Origin of the sequence: Streptomyces sp. NPDC088254, assembly GCF_044740925.1 — a bacterium.
GTDB lineage: Bacteria > Actinomycetota > Actinomycetes > Streptomycetales > Streptomycetaceae > Streptomyces.
This window is the reverse complement of the sequence record NZ_JBIURQ010000003.1, coordinates 1-24,591: the sequence shown is the minus strand read 5'-3', so window position 1 is coordinate 24,591 and position 24,591 is coordinate 1. Positions and strand designations below refer to the sequence as shown.

The following is a 24,591-nucleotide window of genomic DNA, read 5'->3' as shown; positions in this document are numbered from 1 at the left end:
TCTTTCCCATTGTTTCAGGACTCTTGCTGTAAGTGTTTCGACGGCGATACGGTCGCGCGGGGTCGGACCCACAAGAGCCGTCATGCAAGGAGTCCACGTCAGTGATACCGAGATGGCCGGTGCCGTCCAGGCGCCCAACCGCCCGTGCCGGACGGGTCGCTGCGGTCACCGCGACCGCGCTGGCCGCAGCGCTCGTCCAGCCCCTCGCCGCCCGGGCCGAGACCCCGCCCGCCCCGCCGTCCGACGCACGGCTCGCCGCCCAGCCCGCCCGGCACGACGACACGCGCGAGCAGTTCTACTTCGTCCTGCCGGACCGGTTCGCCAACGGTGACAGTGCCAACGACAAGGGCGGCCTGACCGGTTCACGCCTCGCCACCGGCTACGACCCCGCCGACAAGGGCTTCTACCAGGGCGGCGACCTGAAGGGCCTGACCGGGAAGCTCGACTACATCAAGGGCCTCGGCACCACCGCCATCTGGATGGCCCCGATCTTCAAGAACCGTCCGGTGCAGGGAACGGGCAGCAACGCCTCGGCCGGCTACCACGGGTACTGGATCACCGACTTCACCCAGGTCGACCCGCACTTCGGCACCAACAAGGACCTTCAGACCCTCATCTCCAAGGCGCACGCCAAAGGCATGAAGGTCTTCTTCGACGTCATCACCAACCACACGGCGGACGTCGTCGACTACGAGGAGAAGTCCTACGACTACCTCTCCAAGGGCGCCTTCCCGTACCTGGCGAAGGACGGCGTGCCCTTCGACGACGCCGACTACGCCGACGGGCGGCGCGCCTTCCCCGCCGTCGACCGGGACTCCTTCCCGCGCACCCCGGTCGTCACCAGGAAGAACAAGGTGCCGTCCTGGCTCAACGACCCGACGATGTACCACAACCGCGGCGACTCCACCTTCGCCGGTGAGAGCTCCACCCACGGCGACTTCTCCGGACTCGACGACCTGTGGACCGAACGCCCCGAGGTCGTCAGCGGGATGGAGAAGATCTACCAGCGGTGGGTGCGGGACTTCGACATCGACGGCTTCCGGATCGACACCGTGAAGCACGTGAACATGGAGTTCTGGACCCGGTGGGCGACCGCCCTGGACGCCTACGCGGCCCGGCACGGACGCGACGACTTCTTCATGTTCGGCGAGGTCTACTCCGCCGACACGGACATCACGTCCCCGTACGTCACCCAGGGCCGCCTCGACGCCACGCTCGACTTCCCCTTCCAGGAGGCGGCACGGCAGTACGCCTCCCAGGGCGGCAGCGCGCGAGGGCTCGCCTCCGTCTTCGGCGACGACTACAAGTACACGACCGACAAGGCCAACGCCTACGAGCAGGTCACCTTCCTCGGCAACCACGACATGGGCCGCATCGGCCACTTCCTGAAGCAGGACAACCCGAAGGCCACCGACGCCGAACTGCTCGGGAAGGACCGGCTCGCCAACGAGCTGATGTTCCTCAGCCGCGGCAACCCGGTCGTCTACTACGGCGACGAGCAGGGCTTCACCGGCGCCGGCGGTGACAAGGACGCCCGCCAGACGATGTTCGCCTCGCGCACCGCCGACTACCTCGACGACGACCAGCTCGGCACCGACCGCACCCACGCGAGTGCCGCCTACGACACCCGGGCACCGCTGTACCGGCGGATCGCCGCCCTGGCCGAGCTCCGCAAGGCCAACCCGGCCCTCACGGACGGCGTCCAGAGCGAGCGCTACGCGGCGGACGGCCCGGGCGTCTACGCCTTCTCCCGCACCGACGCGAAGACCGGCACCGAGTACGTCGTCGCCTTCAACAACGCCGCCGACGCGAAGTCGGCGACCTTCGCGACCGGTTCGGCGGACATGGCGTTCCGAGGCGTATACGGCAGCAAGGACACGCTGACGTCCGGCGCCGACAAGAAGCTCACCGTCCGCGTCCCGGCCGGCTCGGCGATCGTCCTCAAGGCGGCGGGCAGGCTCGCCAGGCCAGCGACCAAGCCGGTCATCACCCTCGACGCCCCTGCCACCGGCGCCACCGGCACCGTCGAACTGGGCGCCGACGTCGAGGGCGGGCAGCTCAACCGGGTCGTCTTCGCCGCCCAGACCGGCGACGGCGCATGGCGCACCCTCGGCTCCGCCGACCACGCCCCGTACAAGGTCAGGCAGGTCATCGGCAAGGACGTACCGGCGGGGACCGCTCTGCGCTACAAGGCGGTCGTGATCGATTCGGCCGGGCGGACGTCGAGCGCGACCGCCGGCAGCACCACCGGCACCCCGCCGGCCCCCGAGCCCCCCACCGCCTCCTCCCGCGACCACGCGATCGTCCACTACAAGCGCACGGACGGCGACTACGCCGACTGGGGCCTGTACGCGTGGGGCGACCTGGCCGACGGCGAGTCCACGAACTGGCCCGACAGCCATCCCTTCGCCGGCCGGGACGCCTACGGCGCCTTCGCCTACGTCAGGCTGAAGCCGGGCGCGTCGGACGTCGGCTTCCTCGTCATCGACAAGCAGGGGAACAAGGACGTCTCCGCCGACCGCACGATCGACGTCACCAAGACGGGTGAGGTGTGGATCGAGCAGGGCGAGGAGACCGTACGGACCGAGCGTCCCGAGTATCCCGCCCAGGACAGGACGAAGGCCGTCCTGCACTACCACCGCGCCGACGGGAACCACGACGGCTGGGGACTGCACGTCTGGACGGGCGCCGCACACCCCACCGACTGGTCGAACCCCCTGAAGCCGGTGAAGACTGACGCCTATGGCGCTGTCTTCGAGGTGCCGCTCACCGAGGGTGCCACCAGTCTCAGCTACATCATCCACAAGGGCGACGAGAAGGACCTGCCCGCCGACCAGTCGCTGGACCTCACGGCGAGCGGCCACGAGGTGTGGCTGTTGAACGGCCAGGAGAAGCACCTGCTGCCGCAGCCCGCGGGCAGCGCGGCCGCCCTCGACCTGACCACCTCCAAGGCGGTCTGGATCGACCGGCACACCGTCGCCTGGAACGGCTCCGACGCGGCCGCCTCCACCCAGCTGCTGTACTCGCGCGACGGCTCGATCGAGGTGAAGGACGGGACGCTGACCAGCGACGACGAGCGCCGGCTGCGGCTGTCCAGGACCACCCTCACCGACGCCCAGAAAGCGAAGTTCCCGCACCTGAAGGACTACCCCGTCTGGTCCGTCGACCCGCGCGACCGCGACCGGGTGCGCGAGGCGCTGCGCGGTCAGGTCGTCGCCTCCCAGCGGGCTGTCGGGGGCACCTCCCAGGCTTTCGGCTCCGGGGGAGGGGCGGTGCTCGCGGCGACCGGCGTGCAGATCGCCGGCGTACTCGACGACCTGTACCCCGGGGCGACGAAGGCCGAGCTCGGGCCGACGTTCCGCCACGGCCGTCCGACGCTGGCCGTCTGGGCGCCCACGGCTCAGTCGGTGAAGCTGGAGCTCGCAGGCTCCACGGTGCCGATGAAGCGCGACGACACCACCGGCGTCTGGTCCGTCACCGGCCCCGCGTCCTGGAAGAACAAGCCCTACCGCTACGTCGTCCGGGTCTGGGCGCCCAGCGTCCGCGAGATCGTCACCAACAAGGTCACCGACCCCTACTCGCTCGCCCTCACGGCGAACTCCGAGCGCAGCCTCGTCGTCGACCTGGCCGACAGGTCACTCGCCCCCGAGGGCTGGTCGACGTACGCCAAACCCAGAGCCGTACCGCTCAGGGACGCCCAGATCCAGGAGCTGCACATCCGGGACTTCTCCGTCGAGGACCGCACGGCGCGCCACCCCGGCGGTTATCTCGCCTTCACCGACCGGGACACCGACGGCTCCAGGCGCCTGCGGGAGCTGGCGAAGGCGGGCACCTCCCACGTCCACCTGCTGCCCGCGTTCGACATCGCCACCATCCCCGAACGCAAGGCCGACCAGGCCACCGTCGGCTGCGACCTCACCGCCCACGCGCCCGACTCCGACCGGCAGCAGGCGTGCGTCGCCGAGACCGCCGCACGGGACGCCTACAACTGGGGCTATGACCCGTACCACTACACGGTCCCCGAGGGTTCCTACGCCACCGACCCCGACGGCACCGCCCGCACGGTGGAGTTCCGCCGGATGGTCAAGGCGCTCAACGAGGACGGCCTGCGGGTCGTCATGGACGTCGTCTACAACCACACCGCGGCCTCCGGGCAGGCCGCCACCAGCGTCCTCGACAAGGTCGTCCCCGGCTACTACCAGCGGCTCCTCGCCGACGGCTCGGTGGCGAACAGCACCTGCTGCGCCAACACCGCCACCGAGAACGCCATGACGGGCAAGCTGGTCGTCGACTCGGTCGTCACCTGGGCCAGGCAGTACAAGATCGACGGCTTCCGCTTCGACCTCATGGGCCACCACCCGAAGGCCAACATCCTCGCGGTCCGCAAGGCCCTCGACGCGCTCACCCCCAGGGAGGACGGCGTCGACGGCAAGAAGATCATCCTCTACGGCGAGGGCTGGAACTTCGGCGAGGTCGCCGACGACGCCCGCTTCGTCCAGGCCACACAGAAGAACATGGCGGGCACCGGCGTCGCCACCTTCTCCGACCGCGCCCGCGACGCCGTCCGCGGCGGCGGCCCCTTCGACGAGGACCCCGGCGTCCAGGGCTTCGCCTCCGGGCTCTGGACCGACCCCAACTCCTCGGCTGCGAACGGCACTCCGGCCGAACAGAAGGCCCGGCTTCTGCACTACCAGGACCTGATCAAGGTCGGCCTCAGCGGCAACCTCGCCGCATACCGCTTCACCGACAGCGCCGGCCGCGAGGTCGCCGGCGCCGAGGTCGACTACAACGGCGGCCCCGCCGGCTACGCGCACGCCCCCGGCGACGCCCTCGCCTACGCCGACGCCCACGACAACGAGTCCCTCTTCGACGCCCTCGCCTTCAAACTGCCCGCGACGACGAGCGCCGACGACCGGGCCAGGATGCAGGTCCTCGCCCTTGCCACGGCCACCCTCTCCCAAGGACCCGCCCTATCCCAGGCCGGCACCGACCTGCTGCGCTCCAAGTCCCTGGACCGCAACTCCTATGACAGCGGCGACTGGTTCAACGCCATCCACTGGAACTGCGCCGACGGCAACGGCTTCGGCCGCGGACTGCCGCCCGCCGCCGACAACCGGACCAAGTGGCCTTACGCCAAACCCCTGTTGACCACCGTCCGGGTCGGCTGCCCGCAGATCGAGGCCGCCTCCGCCGCCTACCGCGACCTGCTGCGCATCCGTACGACGGAGAAGGCGTTCTCCCTCGGCACGGCCGCCCGGGTGCAGTCGGCGCTGTCCTTCCCGCTGTCCGGCCGCGAGGAGACCCCCGGCGTGATCACCATGGCGCTGGACGACCTCGTCGTCGTCTTCAACTCGACGCCCACGAAACAGCAGCAGCGGATCACCTCGCTCGCCGGGACCGGCTACCGCCTGCACCCGGTGCAGGCGGCGGGCGCGGACCCTACAGTCAAGTCCTCGACATACGAAGCGGAATCGGGCACGTTCGCCGTTCCGGGCAGGACCGTGGCGGTCTTCTCCCGCACACGCTGAACAAGGGCTTACCTTGGTGGAGCGGGCCATGGACGCGGTCCGCTCCACCAAGGGGTGCCCGAGGGCTGACATTTGGACGTCGACGGCAAGCGGACCGACGCGACCGTCCTGGTCGTGGACGATGTGCCGGCCAGCCGGTTCGCCATGGGCGCGCTGCTGCGCCGCGCCGGCCACCAGGTCGTCCCCGTGGCCAGCGGCCGGGAGGCGCTCGTCGAACTCGACGTGCGGCTGCGCCGGGGCGCCCTGCCCGACGTGGCGCTGGTCGACGTGGGCCTTCCCGACATGAGCGGCTTCGACCTGTGCCGCCGGCTCAAGGCCCGCCCGCACATGGCCGGATTACCCGTCGTGCACTTCTCGGCCGCCGCGCTCGCCTCCGGCGACCGCTGCCAGGGACTGGACGCGGGCGGCGAGGCCTATCTGACGATGCCCGCCGAACCCGAGGAGATCGCCGCCGTCGTCCGGGCCGCCGTGCGCGCCGCCCGGCTGCGGGCCGGCGACCAGGCGCTGGCCCGCAGACTGTCCCTGCTGTCGGAGACCATCGTCACCGTGCAGTCGGCGCGCTCCCTCCAGGAACTCGCCGACGCCGCCGCCGAGAGCGCCGGGCGGCTCACCGGCGGACCCGCCGCCGTCTTCGTCCTCGCCCCGGACGACGAGCTCTACCACGGCGCCTCCCGCGACCGCACCTCCCTGGCACCGCCCGACGCGGACGCCCACCGCACCGTGGCCGCGCTGCTGCGCCGGCTCACCCGCGGACAGGCCGGAGTGCAGATCACCACCGTGCCCGCCCCGCTGTGGCCGGCCGGCTTCTTCCGGCCCGGCCTCCAGCACGACGCCCGTCTGGTGCTGGTGCCCACCCAGGACGGCAGGGCGTCGGTGTGCCTCGCCACACCCACCCGTGAGGTGCGCAGGGTCGACCCCGAGCGGGAGGCGGTCGCCGCCCGGCTCGCGCAGGCCGCCGCGCTCGCCGCCCAGCCGCTGCTCATGTACCAGGTCGAGCGGCACGTCGCCCTCACCCTCCAGCACAGCTTCCTGCCCCAGCCGCACCGGCTGCCCGAACTGCCCGGCGTCGACATCGCCGTCCGCTATGTGCCCGCCTCCCGGGACACGGAGATCGGCGGCGACTTCTACGCCGCCCAGCGCACCGCCGACGGCGTGCTCACCGCCGTCGGCGACGTCGTCGGGCACTCGCTCGAGGCGGCCACCGTCATGGTCGAGATCCGGCACGCGCTGCGCGCCTACTGCGTCGACGAGAGCGACCCGGCCGTGCTCGCCGAGCGCCTGGACCGGATGCTCCAGCACCACCACCCCGAGGTCACCGCGACGGTGTGCCTGGCGCTGATCGACCCCGGCACCGGAGAGACCCGCGTCGCCAACGCCGGTCACATCCCGCCGCTCGTCGTCCGCGACGACCGCGGCGCCGACTACGTCAAGGCCGCCGGCCCCCTGCTGGGTCTCGGCGTGCCCCACCCGCCGCCCACCGAACTGCGCTTGGCGCCCGGCGACCGGCTCCTCATGGTCACCGACGGTCTGATCGAGACCCGGGGCGTCGACCTCGCCGTCTCCATGGAGCACCTGCGGGCCGCGGCGGCCGGCGCGCTGCCCGGCCTGGACGCCCTGTGCGACACCCTGCTCGGCTGCTTCGGCCACGACCGGGACGACGACATCGCGATGCTGGCGCTGAGCCGCACCGGCTGAGCAGGGCACTAGGGTGATCGCGACCCCAGGACAGGAGTGCCCATGCCGCAGATCACCGTCGACTACTCCGACCGGCTCGCCGACGACTTCGACCGGCCCGGATTCGCCCGGGCGCTGCACACCGCCGTCGTCGACATCGCGGCCGCCAAGCCGCCCGCCTGCAAGACGCAGTTCCGCCGCACCGAGGACGCCGTCGTCGGCCCCGACACCGAGGGGCACGCCGTCGTCCACGTCCATATCGGGCTGCTCGCGGGCCGCAGCGAGGAAACCAGGTCCCGGCTGACCGACGCCGTCCTGGACCTGCTGCGCCGGTACGTCAAGCCCGCCGGGTCACTGGCCGTGCACGCCTCCGCCGAGGTCCGCGACCTCGACCCCTCGTACCGCAAGTACGACGCCTGACCGGTCAGGACGCCAGAGCGATGAGCCCGGCCGCCAGTGTGCCGAAGGGGCCGTCGGCCGGCTCGTCGCCCAGGACGGGCCGCAGCAGCTCACGCAGCCGCGGATCGTGGGCGGCGCTCACCGCGGCGAGGGCGGCGAAGTCCTGCACGAGCTGCACCTCCAGCTCCTCGCGCGGGATGCGCCGCCCGTCCAGCCACAGCAGCGCGGTCGACTCGGCCAGGGAGATCCAGGAGCGGACGACCAGCTCCAGACGCGCAGGCGGATCACAGACGCCCAGATGCGACAGGATCTGCTCGTAGGCGGCCTGACGCACGGAGTCGATGAGCGCGTTCGTGGCCGAGACATGACTGATCGTGTCCGCCGCTCCGGCGGAGACCGCCGGGCCGCCGCGCATGAGGGCGGAGAAACCGGGACCGTGCGCGTCGACGAAGTCGAAGAACCGGCCCATCACCCGCAGCAGCCGCGCCCCCAGCGGTCCTTCGTGCGGCTCGGCGAACCGGCTTTTCAGATCCTGCGCGGCCCGCTGCAACGCGGCCTCGTACAGGCTGAGTTTGCCGGGGAAGTAGTGGTAGACGAGAGGGCGGGAGATACCGGCGGTCGCGGCTATCTCGTCGATGGAGACCTCGTCGGGCGAACGACGGGCGAACAGTTCGAGGGCGACGCCGATCAACTGCTGCCGACGCTCCTCCACACCCATCCTGCGGCGGACCCCGGTAGTCATAAGACCACCTTACCGATCGAATCCGGACGCGAACGGACCGGACCATTCACGGCGTTCGTCACCGCAGTCCGCTGACCGCCCGCCCGCCCTTCAACGTCCCCTCCAGATCCGCCCGCGCGCCCCGCTTCGTCCGCACGGCCAGCAGGTTGCCGGCGGACTCCCCGCGCACCCCGCCGGTCGCCCGCACCGACTCGGCCGCGCGGTCACCGGCCGCGAGGAGGTACCAGGAACCGGCCTCGGACTTCCACAGCACACCCGCCAGGACGTGCGGGTCGCGCGGACCGCACGCCGGCACGTCCCCGGCCGCCGCCACGACCGCCCCGAACAGACCGCCCGGCGTGCGGAACTGGGCCAGCGCCCGCGTCCCGTCGCCCCGCCAGGTCTCCGCACGCGTGCACACCCAGCCGCCGGAGCCGCTCCCGTCGGGCAGCGGCTGCCGCGCGTACGCCCAGGCGTTGACCGACCGCACGCCCTGCGCGCGCACCTCGCCCAGCGAGCAGGCGAACGGCGCCCAGTCGCGCAGCGCCTCCGCGCCCGTCGCGTCCTTCGGCGCGGCCGGCCGGCCGGCGGTGATCCGGGCGGGCAGGATCTCGCCGAGGTCGCTCAGCAGGTACGAGCCGGACGCGTCCGACAGTTGCAGCACGTTCCAGGTGGTGCAGGCCCCGGCGCGGGTCGCGGGGCTCGCCAGCGGCGAGGTGACACCGCGGGTCAGCGTCAGGTTCATCAGCCCCGCGCCCGGCTTCGACAGGTCCCGCTCGGCCGCCCTGCGCACCCAGGGGGCCGTCAGATAGCGGACGTTGCCGTCGGCCCGGTCCAGCACCACCGCCCCGGCCTCCGGGCCGAGCGCGCCGTTCGCCCGCGCGAGGTCGAGGGCGGCGCCGGCCGTGCCCTCCTCCGGCTCGGCGTAGCGGGCGATGCGCAGACCGTCGTAGAGGATCACCACGCGCGCGACGCCGACGTCACCCGCGTAGAGCAGCTGGGGCGGTCCGGAGGGGCCGCCGGCCGGGGTGCCGGGCGTCGCCGAGACCCGGACCGCGTCACCGGGGCGCGCCCACACGGCGAGCGCCCGGCGCAGCAGCGCGTCGTCCCCGGTGAGCTCGCCGCGCGCGGGCCACACGGAGAAGTCGGCGCGGGTGGCGGTCTTCCAGGCGGCGGGGGAGACCCGGACCAGCCGGCCCGGGTCGAGGGCGGCCTCCGCCGCGGGGTTGCGTGTGTACGGCGGGGCGGCGGCGCCGTCGGGGCCCCAGCCGCGGTCGGGCAGCGCGAACAGCGAGCCGCACACGGCGAGCGCGGCCGCGGCGGCGAGTGCGGCCCGGGTGTGCCGGCGACGGCGCATCAGGTCGGTGGGGCGGGCCTGGAGCGAGCAGGGGTCGAACTCGGGGGACTCCAGCAGGGAGTACCGGGCGGGGACGGCGCCGGCCGCTTCCAGCGCGGCGTCCACGTCGTCCACCCCGGCCTCGGTCAGCGCCCTGCGCACCTCCGCGTCGTCGAGTCGCTCCAGACCCCGCAGCACGTAGGCGGCCCGGGCCGGGGCCGACAGCGAGGCCAGCGACTGGTCCAGGGCGAGTTCCTCGGCGCCGCCGGAACGGGGGAAGAGACGCAGCCCCCACACCATCGGCAGCACCGGCGGCACCAGCGCGTGCCGGGACCTGCGGGCCCGCTGCTTCAGCGGCAGAGTGGCCTCCAGCGCCGAGCGCACGACGCGCAGCCGTACGTAGCCGTAGCCGGCGTCGCCGTCGCGGGCGGTGGACTGGGCGGGGATCACGGGGGCCGGGGCGCCGGGGCGGGGCAGGGCGCGCTGGGCGAGGGCGTGCGCGGTCAGGACGCGTCGGCCGCGGCCGAGATCCGGGGAGAGCACCAGGTAGGCGATCCGGACCAGACGCGGATAGTGCTCGACGAGCGCGGCCTCGGCCTGCTCGACGTCGACGACCCGATCGGCGACGGATCCGGACTCGGGGCGCGGGACGACATCCTGTGGCTGCACGCCCAGGGCAACGAGTGAGCCGACGGATGGTCACACGGGGCGAGCGGCTGGGGCGATCCCGTTCGGGGGACGGCGGGCGGGCTCAGTCGTCCGGTTCGGTCAGGGCTCGGGCGTAGTTCGCCATCGACCGCTGGTAGCGGGGGAGATGGGCGGCCAGGGCCTCCAATACCAGGGCGAGGCCCTCGCGGTCGCGGCCGAGGCTCGACAGGCACAGCGCGAGCGTCGCGCGGACGGCGTCGTCCAACTCGTCGGAAAGGGCGTCCAGTTCCGGGGTGAGGAGCTTGACGCCTTCCTCCGGTCGCCCCACGTTCCGCAGCGAGCTGGACAGCTGGATCTTCGCGCGCCGCCCCCGGTAGCCGTCGAGGCCGCCCGCGAGCGCCTCCCGGTACAGCGGGACCGCGCGCTCGGAGTGCCCGGTCGAGTCCCAGGCGCAGGCCCGCTCGAACAGGCCCGGCGGGCTGTCCGCCGGCAGTTCCGCGGCCAGCTCGTCGATCACGGCCCGGAAGTCGGCCGCGCCCTGCTCGCCGTAGGTGTCGAAGGAGGCCCAGGCGGCGGCCACCCGGTCGTCCCATGCTCGGTCGTCGTGGTTCACCGGCCCACCTTGGCACGGGTGGGGCCGCCGGGACACCGGTATTTTGAGCGGACCGTGCGCGGGAGCCGTATCCAGGACGAGGCTCTTCCAGGGAGGACGGACAGATGAAGGTGACCCGACCGATGCTCGCGGCGACCGCCGCCGCGGCGGCGCTCGTGCTGACCGGCTGCGGCGGCTCCGGCGGTGACGCTCAGGCCGTCCCCGAGGCCGCCACGGGCAGCCTGGAGCAACTGGCCGCCCAGGTGAAGTGCAAGCCGAACATGCAGACCGACGCGGACGAACTGCGCCAGGCCATCTGCAAGAACCCCGAGGGCAAGTTCATCCTCGTCACCTTCGCCACCGACCGCGGACAGCGCGAGTGGATCAACGGGGCGAAGGACTACGGCGGTCACTACCTGGTCGGCCGCAAGTGGGTCGCCGTGGGCGAGACCAACACCGTGACGGCGCTGCGCGAGAAGCTCGGCGGCGACATCGAGGAGGGCACGGACCACTCGGCACACACGGGGTCGCACGAAGGCCACGAGGGCTCGGCCGAACCGTCCGCCGGGGCGACGCACCCCGGTCAGTCAACTTGACCCGGCCCTGAAGGGCCTGGCTCGGAGGTAGCGCCCAGCTGGCTGCTGGGGTGGACTCCTCCGTCCACACACCCCCGTTATGGGGCGGCAGGGACGCGTGACTCACGCCCCGCTTTCCACACTCTCTCGCCACGGGCGGCGATGTTGTGGGAAGAGTTCCGGTCGGCGTGGGCAACGACCCCGCGCCCCCGGCAGATGAAAAGCCCCTGGTCGACACGGTTGCGTTTGTCGACGTGGTCGCACTCGGCGCACGTCCGCGACGTGTACGCGGGATCAACGAAGACCAGGGGCACACCGGCCCGTTCGGCCTTGTAGGCGATGAAGTCTCCAAGCTGGGCGAACGCCCAGGAATGGAGTGCGACCCGTTGGGGCTTGCGGAGCCGTACCGGGTTGCGGATGCCCTTGAGTTCTTCGAGGGACAACCCGCGCCCGGTGCGTTCAGCCTCGGTCACGAGCGCCTTGGAAATGATGTGGTTGGTGTTCGCGGCGTGCCGCACCGCTGAACCGGCTGCCGAAGTCGCCGCTCGAGAGGCGCACGGAGCGCACGGCAGACGGACACAGCGCGAAGGCCGGCGGTGAGGGAATCTCACCGCCGGCCTTCGGCGTTTCACGACCGGACCGCCGGGGGCGCGGTCCTAGGCCGTCACTGGCACTTCTGGCCGTTGTTGATGCAGTTGACCATCTTGTTCATCAGGTTCTTCGAGAAGAAGTTGATGAAGTCGTTGTGGTCGGTGATCGGCTTGTGCAGGTTCTCCGGGAAGGTGTCCACCGCGTACGCGTTCACGACCTGGCCGTTCTGGATCTTGGGAGCCGGAACGTTGTAGACCAGTCGGACCTGCAGCTGGGGGATCGCCTTGAAGCCGTTCGCGCAGCTGCCGTCACCCTGCACGAAGGCCACGTGCGTACGGTGGTTGGCGCTGTCGATGTTCTGACCGTCCCAGCAACTCTGGAAGTTGGACGTGCGCACGACCTGGCTGCCCTGCGGGCAGATCGGGTACTTGTCCTTCAGCTGCACCTTGTTCTCGAAGCCGGTGCAGCTCCAGTTCACGTTGGCGTTGGCGTTGCCGTTGACGAAGGCCTTCGCGTCACCGGTGATGATGCGCAGGGCCGTCGGCATCGCGACGACCTTGCCCTTCTTGTTGCCGACGAACTTCAGCTGCGCCTGGGCGGGCTGAAGGATCTTGCCGACGTTGCCTTCCTTGCCGCCGCCGTCGTTGTTCTGGTCGAAGTCCTGCGAACCGTCCTGGACGCGGAGCACCGGCCAGAAGTACGAGGACTTGTCGCCCTGGTTCTGGCAGCTGGTGCCGGCGCCCGCCAGCTCCTGGTCGCTCGCGAAGGCGTCGTTGTTCTGGTTGCCGACGTAGTCGTGCAGGTGGTGCGCGCCGTTGGTGACACCGGGGGCCACGATCACGTTGTCCGTGTTGTGGTTGTCGTTGCCGTTGGTGCCGCACTTGGTGGTGAAGGAGCCCTTCGAACCGCTGTTGCCGTTGGCGGCGAGTCCGTTCTGGCCGACACCGAGCTGGGCGTTGTTCCCGGCCTTGGTGATGTCCACGAAGTCCGCCGCGACCGGGCCGTTGCCGGCCTGACCGCCGTTGCCCTGCTGGCCGCCGTTGCCCTGCTGGCCGCCGTTGTTCTGCTGGCCGCCGTTCTGCTGGCCGCCGTTGTTGTTCTGGCCGCCGTTCTGCTGCTGGCCGCCGTTGTTCTGCTGGCCGCCGTTCTGCTGGCCGCCGTTGTTGTTCTGGCCGCCGTTCTGCTGCTGGCCGCCGTTGTTCTGCTGGCCGCCGTTCTGCTGGCCGCCGGCGTTGGTCTGCACGACCTGCGGCGTGCAGGCGGACAGCTGGTTCAGGTTCGCGGCCTGCCCGCCGGCCCGCTGGATGTTGATCCGGATGCGGTCGATCGTGGCGGCCCGCTTTTCCTTCAGGGGGCCGAGGATCGCGTTGTTCACGAATCCGGGGTCGCCCGCCTGGGCTTGACGGGTGGAGGCGAGCCGGGCGTAGGCCTCGGTGATCTGCTTGTCCAGCAGCGCCAACTCCTGGTCGACTCCCGAGCGTGCGCCCTTGGGCACGTTCGTCAGCTTCTGCCCCACGTCGGGGCAGGAGATGGTCGCCACCTGCCCGGCCGCGGCCTTGACCTGGTTGTTCTGCGACGAGTTCTTCTCGTGCGCGGAAGCGTAGAAATTCGCCCAGACAAGCCCGCCCCCACCGAGCGCTAGGGCCGCCGATGCTGCTATGGCCTTGCCGGCCATCGATGAACGGCGTTTACGTGTGTTGCGTCCCATGGAACTCCTCTGACTTCCTTGCGGGGCAGCATTGAGGCGCCCGACAGGAGTGAAGCGGCGTCCATCCATACGCATGCCGCCCCGCAGGTGTTCAGCGGTCTCAGAAATTGATGAGAGGTCCGTGGAACAATTCGACCCCAACGCCCCCACAGGCGACATAGTCAACACGCCTGTGTGTCAAGGGAGTTGTGTGGATCACGCGTCCTGGTCCAGGCGGGCGAGCACCTTGGCCTCCACCTCCGGGTCCAGTCCCTTGCTCGTCCGGTCGGGACGCTGGGGAGCGGTGCCGCCGATCGCGCCCAGCCATCGCCAGGTGTCGGCCACCGTCTCCCCGACGGGCCGGCAGCCCAGCCCCGTCGCCACCGCCCGTGAGACGTCCGCTGCGTACACGCTGTCGTGCATCTCGCTGTCCGGCGGCACCCACATCGGCAGCTGCGTCCACGGCTCGATGCCCGCGTCCAGGATCACCTGCGGCTCGGCCCACCGCAGTTCGGCGGCCCCACCGGTGACCCGCACGCAGGATTCGAGCAACTCACCCATGGTCGCGTGTCTCTGAGGACTCATCAGGTTGTAGGGGCCGCTCAGTTCCCGCTCCACCGCCCCGACGGTCCACTCGGCGAGGTCGCGGACGTCGATGTACTGCAGGGGCAGCTCGTACGGCCCCGGCGCCAGGACCGGGCCCCCGCGGGCCGTCCGGGTCAGCCACCAGGGCAGTCGGCCCACGTTCTCGTACGGGCCGATGATCACGCCGGCCCGGACCAGCACCGAGGCCTCGGCCCCGAACGCGCCGATCGCCGCCAGCTCGCCGCCCCGCTTGTCCCGGGCGTAGTCGGTCTTCTCCGCGTCGGGCTCGGCGCCCTCGACCACGGCCGCGTCCTCGGCGTATCCGGCGGGCGGGGCGTACGCGTACACCGAGCAGCTCGACACGTACACGTACCGGCGGGCGCGGCCCCGCAGCAGCCGCGCCGCCTCGTGCACCGCGCGGGGCGCCCCCGACCAGGTGTCGACGACGGCGTCCCACTCGCCCTCCGCGAGGGCGGCGAGGCCCCCGGACGCGGTGCGGTCGCCGACCAGCGACCGTGCCCCGGGGGCGGGCGTGTGCCGCCCCCGGTTGAAGACCGTCACGTCCCAGCCGCGCCCGAGGGCCGCCTCCACGACGGCCCGTCCCACGAACTCCGTACCACCCAGCACCAGTAGTTTCATGCCGGTGACTGTGCCCGGCCCGGGCACGGGAGGGAACCCCGGTCTGCCGACGGCAGAACAGGGCGACGGAAGCGGGGCGCCCGGGGGCCGGCGTCCGGTCAGCGCCCGGTCGGGGGCGTGTACTTGTAGCCGACCCGGCGCACCGTCTGGATCGAGTGGCGGTGCTCCGCGCCCAGCTTGCGGCGCAGCCGGGCGACGTGGACGTCGACCGTGCGGCCGTCGCCCACATGGCCGTAGCCCCACACCGTGGTGACGAGCTGGTCGCGGGTGTGCACCCGGTTCGGGTGCGCCACGAGGTGGGCGAGCAGCTCGAACTCCAGATAGGTCAGGTCGAGTTCCCGCCCGTCGACGAAGGCGGTGCGCTGCACTGGGTCGACCCGCACGGGCCGGTCGTCCGCGTCCGCGGCGGCGGTCACCGGGGCGGCGGTGTCCTCCGGCCGGTCGGGCACCGCCACCGGCAGGAACGGCGGCTGCTGGTCGGCCGGGACGAGCACCAGGTAGCCGACCATCTCGGGCCGTCCGGGCAGGGCGGGCAGGGTGTGCTGCGGGGCGGGCAGCCAGGTGGTGCCCGGCGGGAGGAAGTCCGCGACGTCCACCACCTCGTCCCGGTCCACGGCGCGCAGCCGGTGACGGGCGGGCACGGGGGCGGTCGCGGCGCCGGAGACGGCCGGGGCGGAGAGGGGAGCGGCGGAGAGAGAACGAGTGGTCGCCATGAGGGGTCAGCTCTTTCGCGCGAGGAGTTCGTCGGGAGGACGACGGCCGCGATTCGTGGTCGGGCCCGTCGAGGGACGTACGTCGTGCGCGCTGGCCGAAGACCGGGGTGTACGGCTTCAGAGGGCCTGCGCGTTCCTCACGCGGCAACACACCCGGTCGAAGTCATGGTGCTGACGGGAAGGCCAGAAGGGCTCGAGGTCGTGGCGACCCGAGGCGCAGAACTTCTGGAAGCCGGTCATGAGCCCATTGAAGCAGACGCACGCCCGTCGCAGCAGACTCCTCTCACAGCTTGGACGCCTCGCCCGCGTCCGTGTGGCGTGAAGTCGCCGTCGGCGGGGACGCGGAAGGGGCGTCCACCGCCGACGACGGTGGACGCCCCTTCCGGGAGCGGGATCAGACCTGGCCGGCCTTCTCCAGGGCGGAGCAGCAGGTGTCCACCAGCAGACGGGTCACCGTGTACGGGTCGACGTTGGCGTTGGGGCGGCGGTCCTCGATGTAGCCCTTGCCGTCCTTCTCCACCTGCCACGGGATGCGCACCGAGGCGCCGCGGTCGGAGACGCCGTAGGAGTACTCGTTCCACGGGGCGGTCTCGTGCAGGCCGGTCAGGCGGTCGTCGATGCCGGCGCCGTAGTTCTTGACGTGGTCGAGCGGCTTGGAACCCTCGCCGAGCGACTCGCACGCCGTGATGATCGCCTCGTAGCCCTCGCGCATCGCCTTGGTCGAGAAGTTGGTGTGCGCGCCGGCGCCGTTCCAGTCGCCCTTGACCGGCTTGGGGTCGAGGGTCGCCGAGACGCCGAAGTCCTCGGCGGTGCGGTAGAGCAGCCAGCGGGCCACCCACAGCTGGTCGGAGACCACCAGCGGGGACAGCGGGCCGACCTGGAACTCCCACTGGCCGGGCATGACCTCGGCGTTGATGCCGGAGATGCCCAGGCCCGCCTTCAGGCAGTTCTCCAGGTGCGCCTCGACGACGTCACGGCCGAAGATCTCGTCCGCGCCGACACCGCAGTAGTAGCCGCCCTGGGGGGCCGGGAAGCCGCCCTTGGGGAAGCCGAGCGGGTAGCCGTCCTTGAAGAAGGTGTACTCCTGCTCGATGCCGAAGATCGGCTCCTGGTCGGCGAACCTCTCGGCGACCTCGGCCAGCGCGGCGCGGGTGTTGGTGGCGTGCGGGGCGAGGTCGATGTCGAGGACCTCGCAGAGCGCCAGGACGTCGTCGCCGCCGCGGATCGGGTCCGGACAGACGAAGACCGGCTTGAGCACACAGTCCGAGGCGTGGCCCTCGGCCTGGTTGGTGGAGGACCCGTCGAAGCCCCAGATCGGCAGCTCGGCACCCTTGGCGTCGTCCGCGAGGATCTTCGTCTTCGAGCGAAGCTTGGCGGTCGGCTCGGTGCCGTCGATCCAGATGTACTCAGCCTTGAAGCTCACGGGCCACATCCTTCGGGGGTGTGTCAGGGCGCGATGCGGGTGTTGCGGCGCTGCGGCACCGGGGCGCCGCGGTTCGATGTGCGCGAGCTTGTCAACAGGCGATTTCCCGGCCGTTGCCCGAGTGTGAACCCCGTGTTACCTGGTCGTGCCGTGACCCGCCCCCCAGGGCGTGAGACCGCCCGCGCGCGTGCGGCGGCTCGTATGCGAGCGGGTCCCGCTTGTTCGTGGCCGCGAACGGAGCGGGACCCACTGCGACACATACGAGGTGACGGCCCGGGCGGGCGAGCTTGCTCGCGGGAGGCGGACGTCCGGTCGGACGCGTCCCCTCACGTGCCCCCGCTCGCCGCGCCCTCCGGTAGGGGCCGACGCCTCAGCGAGTCACCTCTCGTCGCCGCCTCACCCCACCTTCTCGATCACGGCCCGGCGGATCAGGAACTTGCCGGGCTCACGGACCTGTTCGAAGGCCGCGTTGTTCAGCAGCACACAGCTGCCGGACACCGACGTCACCTCGACGGTCGTGGACTTGTTGTTGTCGAGGTTGGTGACCTTCAGCTTCGTCCCCGCCGGGAACTGGTTGCTGGACGCGGCCGGGGCGCCCCCCTCGCCGGAGAGGGTGACCGTCGAGCCGTTGCAGACCTGCTGACCGGAGGCGGCGCCACCGGCGCCGCCGCCGTTCCCGGCGGGGGCGCTCTGCGCGGGGGGTGTCGCGGACTGGGCGGGCTGCCCGGGTTGCGCGGGCTGGGCCGACTGCGCCGGCTGTGTCGTCTGGGAGCCCTGAGCCGACTCCCCGACGACGCAACCGGACGCCTCCTGCTGCACCTTGATCTGCGCGATGACCGCCTCACGGTTGGCGATCCTGGCCGCCGACTGCGCGTCGGGCTTCGCCTGCTGGTCCGCGATGAAGCGCTGGTTGTTGCCGAGAGCGGTGGCGAGACCCTGACAGACGGTCGACTCGGCGGCCGTCTGCGGGCTCTGCGCGGCGTTCGACGTCGTCGCCATGACGAAGGCCCCGCCTCCCGCCACGCTCGCGGCGCTCACGAACAGAGCGAGCTTCTTCTTCGTGCTGAGAGTTCTCCTGCGCGACATGCGCGCCTCCTGAGAGGTAGGGGAGCGTACGCCGCTATGTACGAGATCCCGAACGAGGTTACTCAGCGGTCACGGAAGTCGGTCGAGTGGCGCGCGTCACAACTGCGCCCCGGGGAGCGGCTGTTACCGGGACAGAGCCTCGCGAACGGCCTCGTCCGTGCGGGCCACGACCGCCGTGCCGTCGTCCGCCGTGATGATGGGGCGCTGGATGAGCTTGGGGTGCCGGGCGAGCGCACTGATCCACCGCTCGCGCGAACCGGCGTCCCGGGCCCACTCCTTGAGCCCGAGCTCCTCGGCTTCGGCCTCCCCGGTGCGGGTGATGTCCCACGGCTCCAGGTTCAGCCGGTCGAGCACGGCCCTGATCTCGTCCTCGCTCGGCACGTCCTCCAGGTAGCGGCGGACGGTGTATTCGGCTCCCTCGGCGTCGAGCAGGCTCAGCGCGCTGCGGCACTTGGAACAGGCGGGGTTGATCCAGATCTCCATGGGTTCACGGTATCGGCAGGGAGTGCGTCCGGAACGCTCGGGGAGACCCCGAAAGCCCCTGTGGCCAGGGGCTTTTGTCAGTGGTGGGCAGTAGAATAGAAGCAGTGTTCGAGGGTCCCGCCGGAGTCGCCGGCGGGTGCCCTGACCGCGACAGGAGGATGCCCGTGCCCGCTGCCGCACTCGACCTGCCCTACGTCCCCGTCCAGAAGAGGGCGCTGCCGCCCGGCCGGCCGCGCGACTGGTACATCACCCACAACCGCCGCCTGAAGGCGATGCGCCTCGCCATCGCCCTCCTCGACTCCGGCGTCTACCTCCCGGGCCAGGCCCGCAACGAGAAGATCCGCAGCACGGCCCAACGCCTCGGCATCCACCCGCCGTCGGACACGACGTGCCACATGGTGCGAGCCCTGATGCGCTACTCCCGCTGACCCCCCCGCCGGGCGCCCGCCCCAACGGCCCGCGCCCGGCCCACCCGCCCTACCGTGCCACCGGGACCTCCGGCATCACGGCGGTGCCGTACGTCGCCGATGCTTCCGTCACGTACTCCTCCAGGCGGGCGCCCAGCAGCTCAGGGATCAGGTCCGTTCGGCCCAGGTCCCTCCATGGCCCCGCCGGTTTGGCCGCGTCGGGTGCGTAGGCCGAGGCGTCGCGCAAGGGGCCGCCCATTCACTCACGCCGCCCAGCCCCTCGGAGCGCCGTTCCGCGCCGAAAAGGAGATGCACGGCGAGTGACGGACTCCCTACGCTGAGGGCACCCCCCAGCGCATCGCACCACCCACACCCCACCCCTCACGCCCTACGACCACGCACAGCCACCCGATCCCCGACCAGGAAGGAGGCACACCATGGGTACCGTCGTCCTCTCCGGCACCGTCGTCCTGGTGGTCCTGGGATTCGGCAACCACCTGTACTGGCTCGCCGCCGTCGCCGTCCTCTTCCTGTACGTGCGCCACGGACGCGACGCGACCTCCCCGGCCGCTCCCGACCCCACCCCGAGTGCCGGGCCGACCTCCTACAAGGCCTACCGCGACCGCCGCGACCAGCAGGCCAAGTGGGAGCGGCGCTACCGCAGGGAGCGTCCCGTCGAGTCCCGCCGGCAGGACCGCGCGCGCGCCGACTGAGGCGCACCGCCCGAGTGGGGCGCCCCCGGCCGTCACAGGCCGGGCGCCCCGCAAGGGGGCGCCCGGGAGGGGGGCGGTCAGACGTCGGGGTCGACCTCGGGGTGCGTGAACCGCACGGGCTTGCCCAGCAACCGGGCGTAGCCGATCTCGGCTCGGGTGCTGTCCCCGATGTAGTCGCCGACCACGAGCACCTCATCAGCGAGCCGGATCTTCGCCCGGTGCAGATCGTCGAGTCGAACCTTCAACGCCTCGGCCTCGACGGGATCCGACCACAGTTCGTGCGGCGACTTCATGTCGCAACCCGGCTTGACGACGATCTTCCCGGCTTCGGTCTCCCGCAGATCGGCCTCGGCCATCGCGGCCATGAAACGGGTGGAGCCGCAGATCACGACGATACGCGGGAGGCTCAGCCGCTTCTTCGCGTCGGCGAGCGACTCCTCGGGGGTGAGCGGTCGCGGGTATGACATCGGTCTGATTCCTCGGGTCACTGCTCAGTCGGCCAGTCCGGGTGCGCCCCAGATGGGGAACCAGCGCGACTTGTCGGGCTCGATCCGCAGATCGGTCCCGAGCAGGGCGGCTATCTGGATCTCCAGCGGGTTGTCGCGTTTTCCGGGGTCGGAGCGGATGCACAGCGGATAGAAGGTACCCCTCTTGTAGAGGTACACCAGCCCCAGCGTCCGCCCCGTCTTGTCGCGGAAGCCGGCCAGGGAGCACAGGAGCTGAGGGCCGAAGCCGTTGACCTCCATCGAGCTGTTCACCGCGTGCAGGTCGTTGACGAGCAGCGGCAGTTCGTCGGGCGCCCGGCGTGAGATCAGCCAGGAGTAGCCGTAGTCGTCCCGGGCGAGTTCCACCGGCGGGCCCGTGCGGTCGGCGTCCGCGTCGAGGAGGGCCTGCACCTCGCGGTGCGTCTGCTCGAACGCTGCGCCCTCGACCGTCGCGAAGCACACCGCGCCCTGCCCGGTCGGGGTGAACCCGGTCGCCGCCTCCAGCGTCACCGCCGCCGACGGCAGCGCGAACAGCTGGTCGAGATCGGGCGCGACCGGCTTCGTACGGCCGAGGAGGATGTCGAGCAGCCCCATGCTCAGCCCGCCTTCCCGGGAGCCGCCGCCCCGCCCAGCTCGGCCGAGATCCGGCCCAGCTGGTCGAGCCGCTGCTCAAGGCTCGGGTGGGTGGAGAAGTACCGCTCGAGGCCGGGCTCCCTGCCGGACGCCGGGGTGAAGTAGAAGGCGTTGAAGGCCTGGCTCGTGCGCAGGTCCTTCGTGGGGATCCGGGCGATGTCGCCCGACACCTTGGTCAGCGCGGACGCCAGCGCCGAGGGCCGGCCGGTGAGCAGCGCCGCCGCCCGGTCCGCGGCCAGCTCCCGGTACCGCGACAGCGCCCTGATCAGCAGGAAACTGACCGCGTACACGGCCGCCGAGACGCCCATCACCGCGGCGAAGACCATCGCGGTGTTCTGGTCCCTGCGTCCTCCGCCGAAGACCTGCGAGTAGAAGGCGAACCGCACGATCAGGCCCGCGATCACACCGAGGAAGGACGCGACGGTGATCACGGCGACGTCCTTGTGCGCCACGTGCGACAGCTCGTGCGCGAGCACGCCCTCCAGCTCCGCGGGCTCCAGCCTGCGCAGCAGTCCCGTGGTCACGCAGACCACGGCGTGGTCGGGGTCGCGCCCGGTCGCGAACGCGTTCGGCATGCCCATCTCGGACACGGCGACGACCGGCTTCGGCATGTCGGCCATCGCGCACAGCCGGTCGACGACCGCGTGCAGCTCGGGATACTCCTCGCGTTCCACGACTCGCCCGCGCATGGCGAACATCGCGATCCGGTCGGAGAACCAGAACTGCGCGACGAACATCGCCGCGATCAGCACGACGACCAGCAGCCAGGACTTCAGCAGGACGATCAACGCGGCGACGAAGGCCACGTACAGCAGGCCGAGCAGGAACATCGTGACCGTCATCCGCACGGTCAGGCCCCGGTCGCCCTGGAAACGGCTCCGCATCTGCATCACCACCCCGCAGGTCAGGCACTCGTCCCAAGCCCCAGTGTGCCCCCACCGACCCCATGAAGCGGTCGCGCCCGCACCTAGGTGCCGCAAAGACTCACGGGTGGAACGCCCGCGAGGGCCTCTCTAGTACGGCGACCGGTACTGCGCGTACCCCAGCAGGAAGATCACCGCGGCCACGCAGCCCAGCACGATCGTCGTCGACACCCAGGACGATCTGCGCGGTGCGGCCGGGGTCGGGTCGGCCCGGAACGGCTGCGGCCCGGGCGGGTTCTCCTTCCAGCGGGCGGCCAGCATCCGGGCCCGCGCGGAGGGCTCCTTGTGCTCCGCCGCGTCCGCCCATCTGATGTCGAACTCCCGCTCCACGTCGTCCTGTTCGGCCATTCCCGTCTCCCCGTCACCTCTGTCGAACAGCTGTGCACAAACCATACGACGACTCGCCGGGCCCCTGCCAACGAAACGACGGCGCCCCCGCCCTGAGGAACAGGAGCGGGGGCGCCGGGAGCCTCACGCGTCACGCACGCGCGGTCCGGTCACACGTCGAAGTACAGCTCGAACTCGTGCGGGTGCGGACGCAGCTGGAGCGGCGCGATCTCGTTGGTGCGCTTGTAGTCGATCCACGTCTCGATCAGGTCGGACGTGAAGACGTCACCGGCGAGCAGGAACTCGTGGTCCGCCTCGAGGCGGTCCAGGACGGCCGGCAGCGAGGTCGGGACCTGCGCGACGCCCGCGTGCTCCTCGGGGGCCAGCTCGTAGAGGTCCTTGTCGATCGGCTCGGCCGGCTCGATCTTGTTCTTGATGCCGTCCAGGCCCGCGAGCAGCAGCGCGGAGAACGCCAGGTACGGGTTGCCGGAGGAGTCGGGCGCGCGGAACTCGACGCGCTTGGCCTTCGGGTTGGAGCCCGTGATCGGGATACGCATGGCCGCGGAGCGGTTGCGCTGCGAGTACACCAGGTTGACCGGCGCCTCGAAGCCCGGGACCAGGCGGTGGTAGGAGTTCACCGTCGGGTTGGTGAAGGCCAGCAGCGACGGGGCGTGCTTGAGGATGCCGCCGATGTAGTAGCGGGCCATGTCCGACAGACCCGCGTAGCCGGCCTCGTCGTAGAACAGCGGGGAGCCACCGGCCCACAGCGACTGGTGCACGTGCATGCCCGAGCCGTTGTCGCCGAAGATCGGCTTCGGCATGAAGGTCGCGGTCTTGCCGTTGCGCCAGGCGACGTTCTTCACGATGTACTTGAAGAGCTGGAGGTCGTCGGCCGCGGCGAGCAGCGTGTTGAACTTGTAGTTGATCTCGGCCTGGCCGGCGGTGCCCACCTCGTGGTGCTGGCGCTCGACCTTCAGGCCGTTCTTCTCCAGCTCCAGGGAGATCTCGGCGCGCAGGTCGGCGAAGTGGTCGACCGGCGGGACCGGGAAGTAACCGCCCTTGTAGCGGACCTTGTAACCGCGGTTGTCCTCCAGCGCACCGGTGTTCCAGGCGCCGGCCTCGGAGTCGATGTGGTAGAAGGACTCGTTCGCGGAGGTCTGGAAGCGCACGCTGTCGAAAACGTAGAACTCGGCCTCGGGGCCGAAGTACGCGGTGTCCGCGATACCGGTCGACGCGAGGTAGGCCTCGGCCTTCTTCGCCACGTTGCGCGGGTCACGGGAGTACTGCTCGCCCGTGATCGGGTCGTGGATGAAGAAGTTGATGTTCAGCGTCTTGTCCCGGCGGAACGGGTCCACGCGCGCGGTCGACAGGTCGGCGCGCAGCGCCATGTCGGACTCGTGGATCGCCTGGAAACCGCGGATCGACGAGCCGTCGAACGCGAGCTCCTCGTCCGGGTCGAACGCCTCGACGGGCACCGTGAAGTGCTGCATGACGCCCGGCAGGTCGCAGAAGCGGACGTCGACGAACTTGACGTCCTCGTCCGCGATGAACTTCTTGGCCTCGTCGGCGTTCTGGAACATCCAGCTCCTCCTACTCCCGACCGTCGCGCCGGGGTGGTAGTTCGTTCGTGCGGCCAGTGCGGTGGCACACGCTGATCCCGACCCTAGGGACGGGTGATTTCTCGGGCGTGACTCATTTGTTTCGCAGAAGTTAACCGCCCTCGGTTCCACCGTAGCCCCGCCGGCGGGCGCCGCCACCCCCGCCGTGCCCGGGTCGTACGCGGGCGCAGTACCGTGGTCGGGTGGACAACAGGCAAGCACTCGGATCGTGGCTGTCCGGCCCCCGCGCGGCCATGGAGGACGCCGGCGCCGACTTCGGGTACCGGGGCGAGCAGCTCGGCCTGCCCGAGTCGGGACCCGGCTCGATCGCCCGCCCCGGCCGCCGGCTCGGCGCGCTGGCCGTCGACTGGGGGCTGTGCCTCCTGATCGCATACGGCCTGATCACCGACGGCTACGGGCAGGCGACCAGCAACTGGGCGTTGCTCATCTTCTTCGTGACCGGCGTGCTGACCGTCGGCACCCTCGGCTTCACCCCCGGCAAGCGGCTCTTCGGCCTGCGGGTGGTCGCCCTGGACACCGGCACGGTCAACCCGATGCGCGCCCTGCTGCGCACCGCGCTGCTCTGCCTCGCCCTTCCGCCCCTCATCTGGGACCGCGACGGCCGCGGCCTCCACGACCGGCTGGCCAAGACCGTCGAAGTGCGGATCTAGGTGTATTGATCACGAGCGTTGTTAACGCGGGTCGGTCTTGATCGTGGCGAAGGCCCCCGTGTGTGGTGGAGGTGTCGAATCTTCACCGCACGGAGGCCTTCGTGTCCCACCGTAATGCCCGCCTGACCGTTCACGGCAGGCGGCTGCTGGTCGA

The 24,591-nt window shown here is 71.1% G+C and carries 22 protein-coding genes and 1 pseudogene; 7 read left to right on the top strand and 16 right to left on the bottom strand.

Features of this window, described 5'->3' with window-relative positions:
• The first annotated feature begins 101 nt into the window (after positions 1-101).
• The 3 genes from pulA to ACIOC0_RS10620 all read left to right on the top strand — a co-directional run bounded on the left by pulA (position 102) and on the right by ACIOC0_RS10620 (position 7,622).
• The gene (gene pulA, locus ACIOC0_RS10630; RefSeq protein WP_402154438.1) at positions 102-5,528 is read left to right on the top strand and encodes a pullulanase-type alpha-1,6-glucosidase; all 5,427 of its coding nucleotides are present in this window, start codon (positions 102-104) and stop codon (positions 5,526-5,528) included.
• Between the two features lie 72 nt (positions 5,529-5,600).
• Complete coding sequence (locus tag ACIOC0_RS10625) at positions 5,601-7,223, top strand: SpoIIE family protein phosphatase (RefSeq protein ID WP_402154436.1); 1,623 nt, start codon at positions 5,601-5,603, stop codon at positions 7,221-7,223.
• A gap of 42 nt (positions 7,224-7,265) precedes the next feature.
• Entirely contained in the window at positions 7,266-7,622 is a 357-nt protein-coding gene (locus ACIOC0_RS10620) for a 5-carboxymethyl-2-hydroxymuconate Delta-isomerase (RefSeq protein ID WP_402154434.1), read from the top strand.
• A 4-nt stretch (positions 7,623-7,626) separates the two neighbouring features.
• On the opposite strand, the gene ACIOC0_RS10615 is transcribed toward ACIOC0_RS10620, so the two are convergent.
• The 3 genes from ACIOC0_RS10615 to ACIOC0_RS10605 form a co-directional block, all read right to left on the bottom strand.
• A complete protein-coding gene (locus ACIOC0_RS10615) occupies positions 7,627-8,343 on the bottom strand; it encodes a TetR/AcrR family transcriptional regulator (RefSeq protein WP_402154432.1) in 717 nt (238 codons plus the stop codon).
• Positions 8,344-8,401: 58 nt separating this feature from the next.
• The gene (locus tag ACIOC0_RS10610; RefSeq protein ID WP_402154430.1) at positions 8,402-10,327 is read right to left on the bottom strand and encodes a hypothetical protein; all 1,926 of its coding nucleotides are present in this window, start codon (positions 10,325-10,327) and stop codon (positions 8,402-8,404) included.
• Between the two features lie 82 nt (positions 10,328-10,409).
• Positions 10,410-10,919, bottom strand: a complete 510-nt coding sequence (locus ACIOC0_RS10605) for a tetratricopeptide repeat protein (RefSeq protein ID WP_402154429.1) — start codon at positions 10,917-10,919, stop codon at positions 10,410-10,412.
• A gap of 104 nt (positions 10,920-11,023) precedes the next feature.
• Here ACIOC0_RS10605 and ACIOC0_RS10600 point away from each other — a divergent pair, with 104 nt between their 5' ends.
• Positions 11,024-11,494, top strand: a complete 471-nt coding sequence (locus tag ACIOC0_RS10600; RefSeq protein WP_402154427.1) for a hypothetical protein — start codon at positions 11,024-11,026, stop codon at positions 11,492-11,494.
• Positions 11,495-11,571: 77 nt separating this feature from the next.
• Here ACIOC0_RS10600 and ACIOC0_RS10595 read toward each other — a convergent pair.
• The 7 genes and pseudogenes from ACIOC0_RS10595 to ACIOC0_RS10565 all read right to left on the bottom strand — a co-directional run.
• Positions 11,572-11,988: pseudogene (locus tag ACIOC0_RS10595) on the bottom strand (zinc ribbon domain-containing protein); the annotation flags it as partial.
• A 149-nt stretch (positions 11,989-12,137) separates the two neighbouring features.
• The gene (locus ACIOC0_RS10590; RefSeq protein ID WP_402154425.1) at positions 12,138-13,772 is read right to left on the bottom strand and encodes a DUF1996 domain-containing protein; all 1,635 of its coding nucleotides are present in this window, start codon (positions 13,770-13,772) and stop codon (positions 12,138-12,140) included.
• 195 nt (positions 13,773-13,967) lie between these two features.
• Positions 13,968-14,975, bottom strand: coding sequence for an NAD-dependent epimerase/dehydratase family protein (locus tag ACIOC0_RS10585; RefSeq protein ID WP_402154423.1), 1,008 nt, complete (start codon positions 14,973-14,975; stop codon positions 13,968-13,970).
• A 98-nt stretch (positions 14,976-15,073) separates the two neighbouring features.
• Complete coding sequence (locus tag ACIOC0_RS10580) at positions 15,074-15,688, bottom strand: winged helix-turn-helix domain-containing protein (protein ID WP_402154421.1); 615 nt, start codon at positions 15,686-15,688, stop codon at positions 15,074-15,076.
• A 394-nt stretch (positions 15,689-16,082) separates the two neighbouring features.
• Positions 16,083-17,111 carry a glutamine synthetase gene (gene glnII / locus ACIOC0_RS10575; RefSeq protein WP_402154419.1) on the bottom strand — a complete coding sequence of 343 codons (1,029 nt, stop codon included), beginning with the start codon at positions 17,109-17,111 and terminating at the stop codon, positions 16,083-16,085.
• A gap of 396 nt (positions 17,112-17,507) precedes the next feature.
• Entirely contained in the window at positions 17,508-18,197 is a 690-nt protein-coding gene (locus ACIOC0_RS10570; protein WP_130437109.1) for a hypothetical protein, read from the bottom strand.
• Between the two features lie 123 nt (positions 18,198-18,320).
• Complete coding sequence (locus ACIOC0_RS10565) at positions 18,321-18,680, bottom strand: arsenate reductase family protein (protein WP_402154417.1); 360 nt, start codon at positions 18,678-18,680, stop codon at positions 18,321-18,323.
• Between the two features lie 158 nt (positions 18,681-18,838).
• Between ACIOC0_RS10565 and ACIOC0_RS10560 the strand changes: the two genes are divergently transcribed.
• The gene (locus tag ACIOC0_RS10560) at positions 18,839-19,108 is read left to right on the top strand and encodes a hypothetical protein (protein WP_402154415.1); all 270 of its coding nucleotides are present in this window, start codon (positions 18,839-18,841) and stop codon (positions 19,106-19,108) included.
• Between the two features lie 49 nt (positions 19,109-19,157).
• Here the strand turns inward: ACIOC0_RS10560 and ACIOC0_RS10555 are convergent, their stop codons facing one another.
• Positions 19,158-19,334 carry a hypothetical protein gene (locus ACIOC0_RS10555; RefSeq protein WP_402154413.1) on the bottom strand — a complete coding sequence of 59 codons (177 nt, stop codon included), beginning with the start codon at positions 19,332-19,334 and terminating at the stop codon, positions 19,158-19,160.
• 190 nt (positions 19,335-19,524) lie between these two features.
• Between ACIOC0_RS10555 and ACIOC0_RS10550 the strand changes: the two genes are divergently transcribed.
• Positions 19,525-19,800, top strand: a complete 276-nt coding sequence (locus ACIOC0_RS10550) for a hypothetical protein (protein ID WP_402154411.1) — start codon at positions 19,525-19,527, stop codon at positions 19,798-19,800.
• A gap of 77 nt (positions 19,801-19,877) precedes the next feature.
• On the opposite strand, the gene ACIOC0_RS10545 is transcribed toward ACIOC0_RS10550, so the two are convergent.
• The 5 genes from ACIOC0_RS10545 to glnA form a co-directional block, all read right to left on the bottom strand.
• Positions 19,878-20,267, bottom strand: coding sequence for a hypothetical protein (locus tag ACIOC0_RS10545; RefSeq protein WP_402154409.1), 390 nt, complete (start codon positions 20,265-20,267; stop codon positions 19,878-19,880).
• 24 nt (positions 20,268-20,291) lie between these two features.
• On the bottom strand, positions 20,292-20,879 hold the full coding sequence (locus tag ACIOC0_RS10540; protein WP_402154407.1) for a hypothetical protein: 588 nt from the start codon (positions 20,877-20,879) through the stop codon (positions 20,292-20,294).
• A gap of 2 nt (positions 20,880-20,881) precedes the next feature.
• Entirely contained in the window at positions 20,882-21,808 is a 927-nt protein-coding gene (gene htpX / locus ACIOC0_RS10535; protein ID WP_402154405.1) for a zinc metalloprotease HtpX, read from the bottom strand.
• Positions 21,809-21,931: 123 nt separating this feature from the next.
• Positions 21,932-22,189 carry a hypothetical protein gene (locus tag ACIOC0_RS10530; protein WP_402154403.1) on the bottom strand — a complete coding sequence of 86 codons (258 nt, stop codon included), beginning with the start codon at positions 22,187-22,189 and terminating at the stop codon, positions 21,932-21,934.
• 149 nt (positions 22,190-22,338) lie between these two features.
• On the bottom strand, positions 22,339-23,748 hold the full coding sequence (glnA, locus tag ACIOC0_RS10525; RefSeq protein ID WP_130437118.1) for a type I glutamate--ammonia ligase: 1,410 nt from the start codon (positions 23,746-23,748) through the stop codon (positions 22,339-22,341).
• 221 nt (positions 23,749-23,969) lie between these two features.
• On the opposite strand from glnA, the gene ACIOC0_RS10520 reads away from it, so the two are divergent.
• Positions 23,970-24,437: an RDD family protein gene (locus ACIOC0_RS10520; protein WP_402154401.1), complete on the top strand. Its 468-nt coding sequence runs from the start codon at positions 23,970-23,972 to the stop codon at positions 24,435-24,437.
• Positions 24,438-24,591 lie beyond the last annotated feature (154 nt).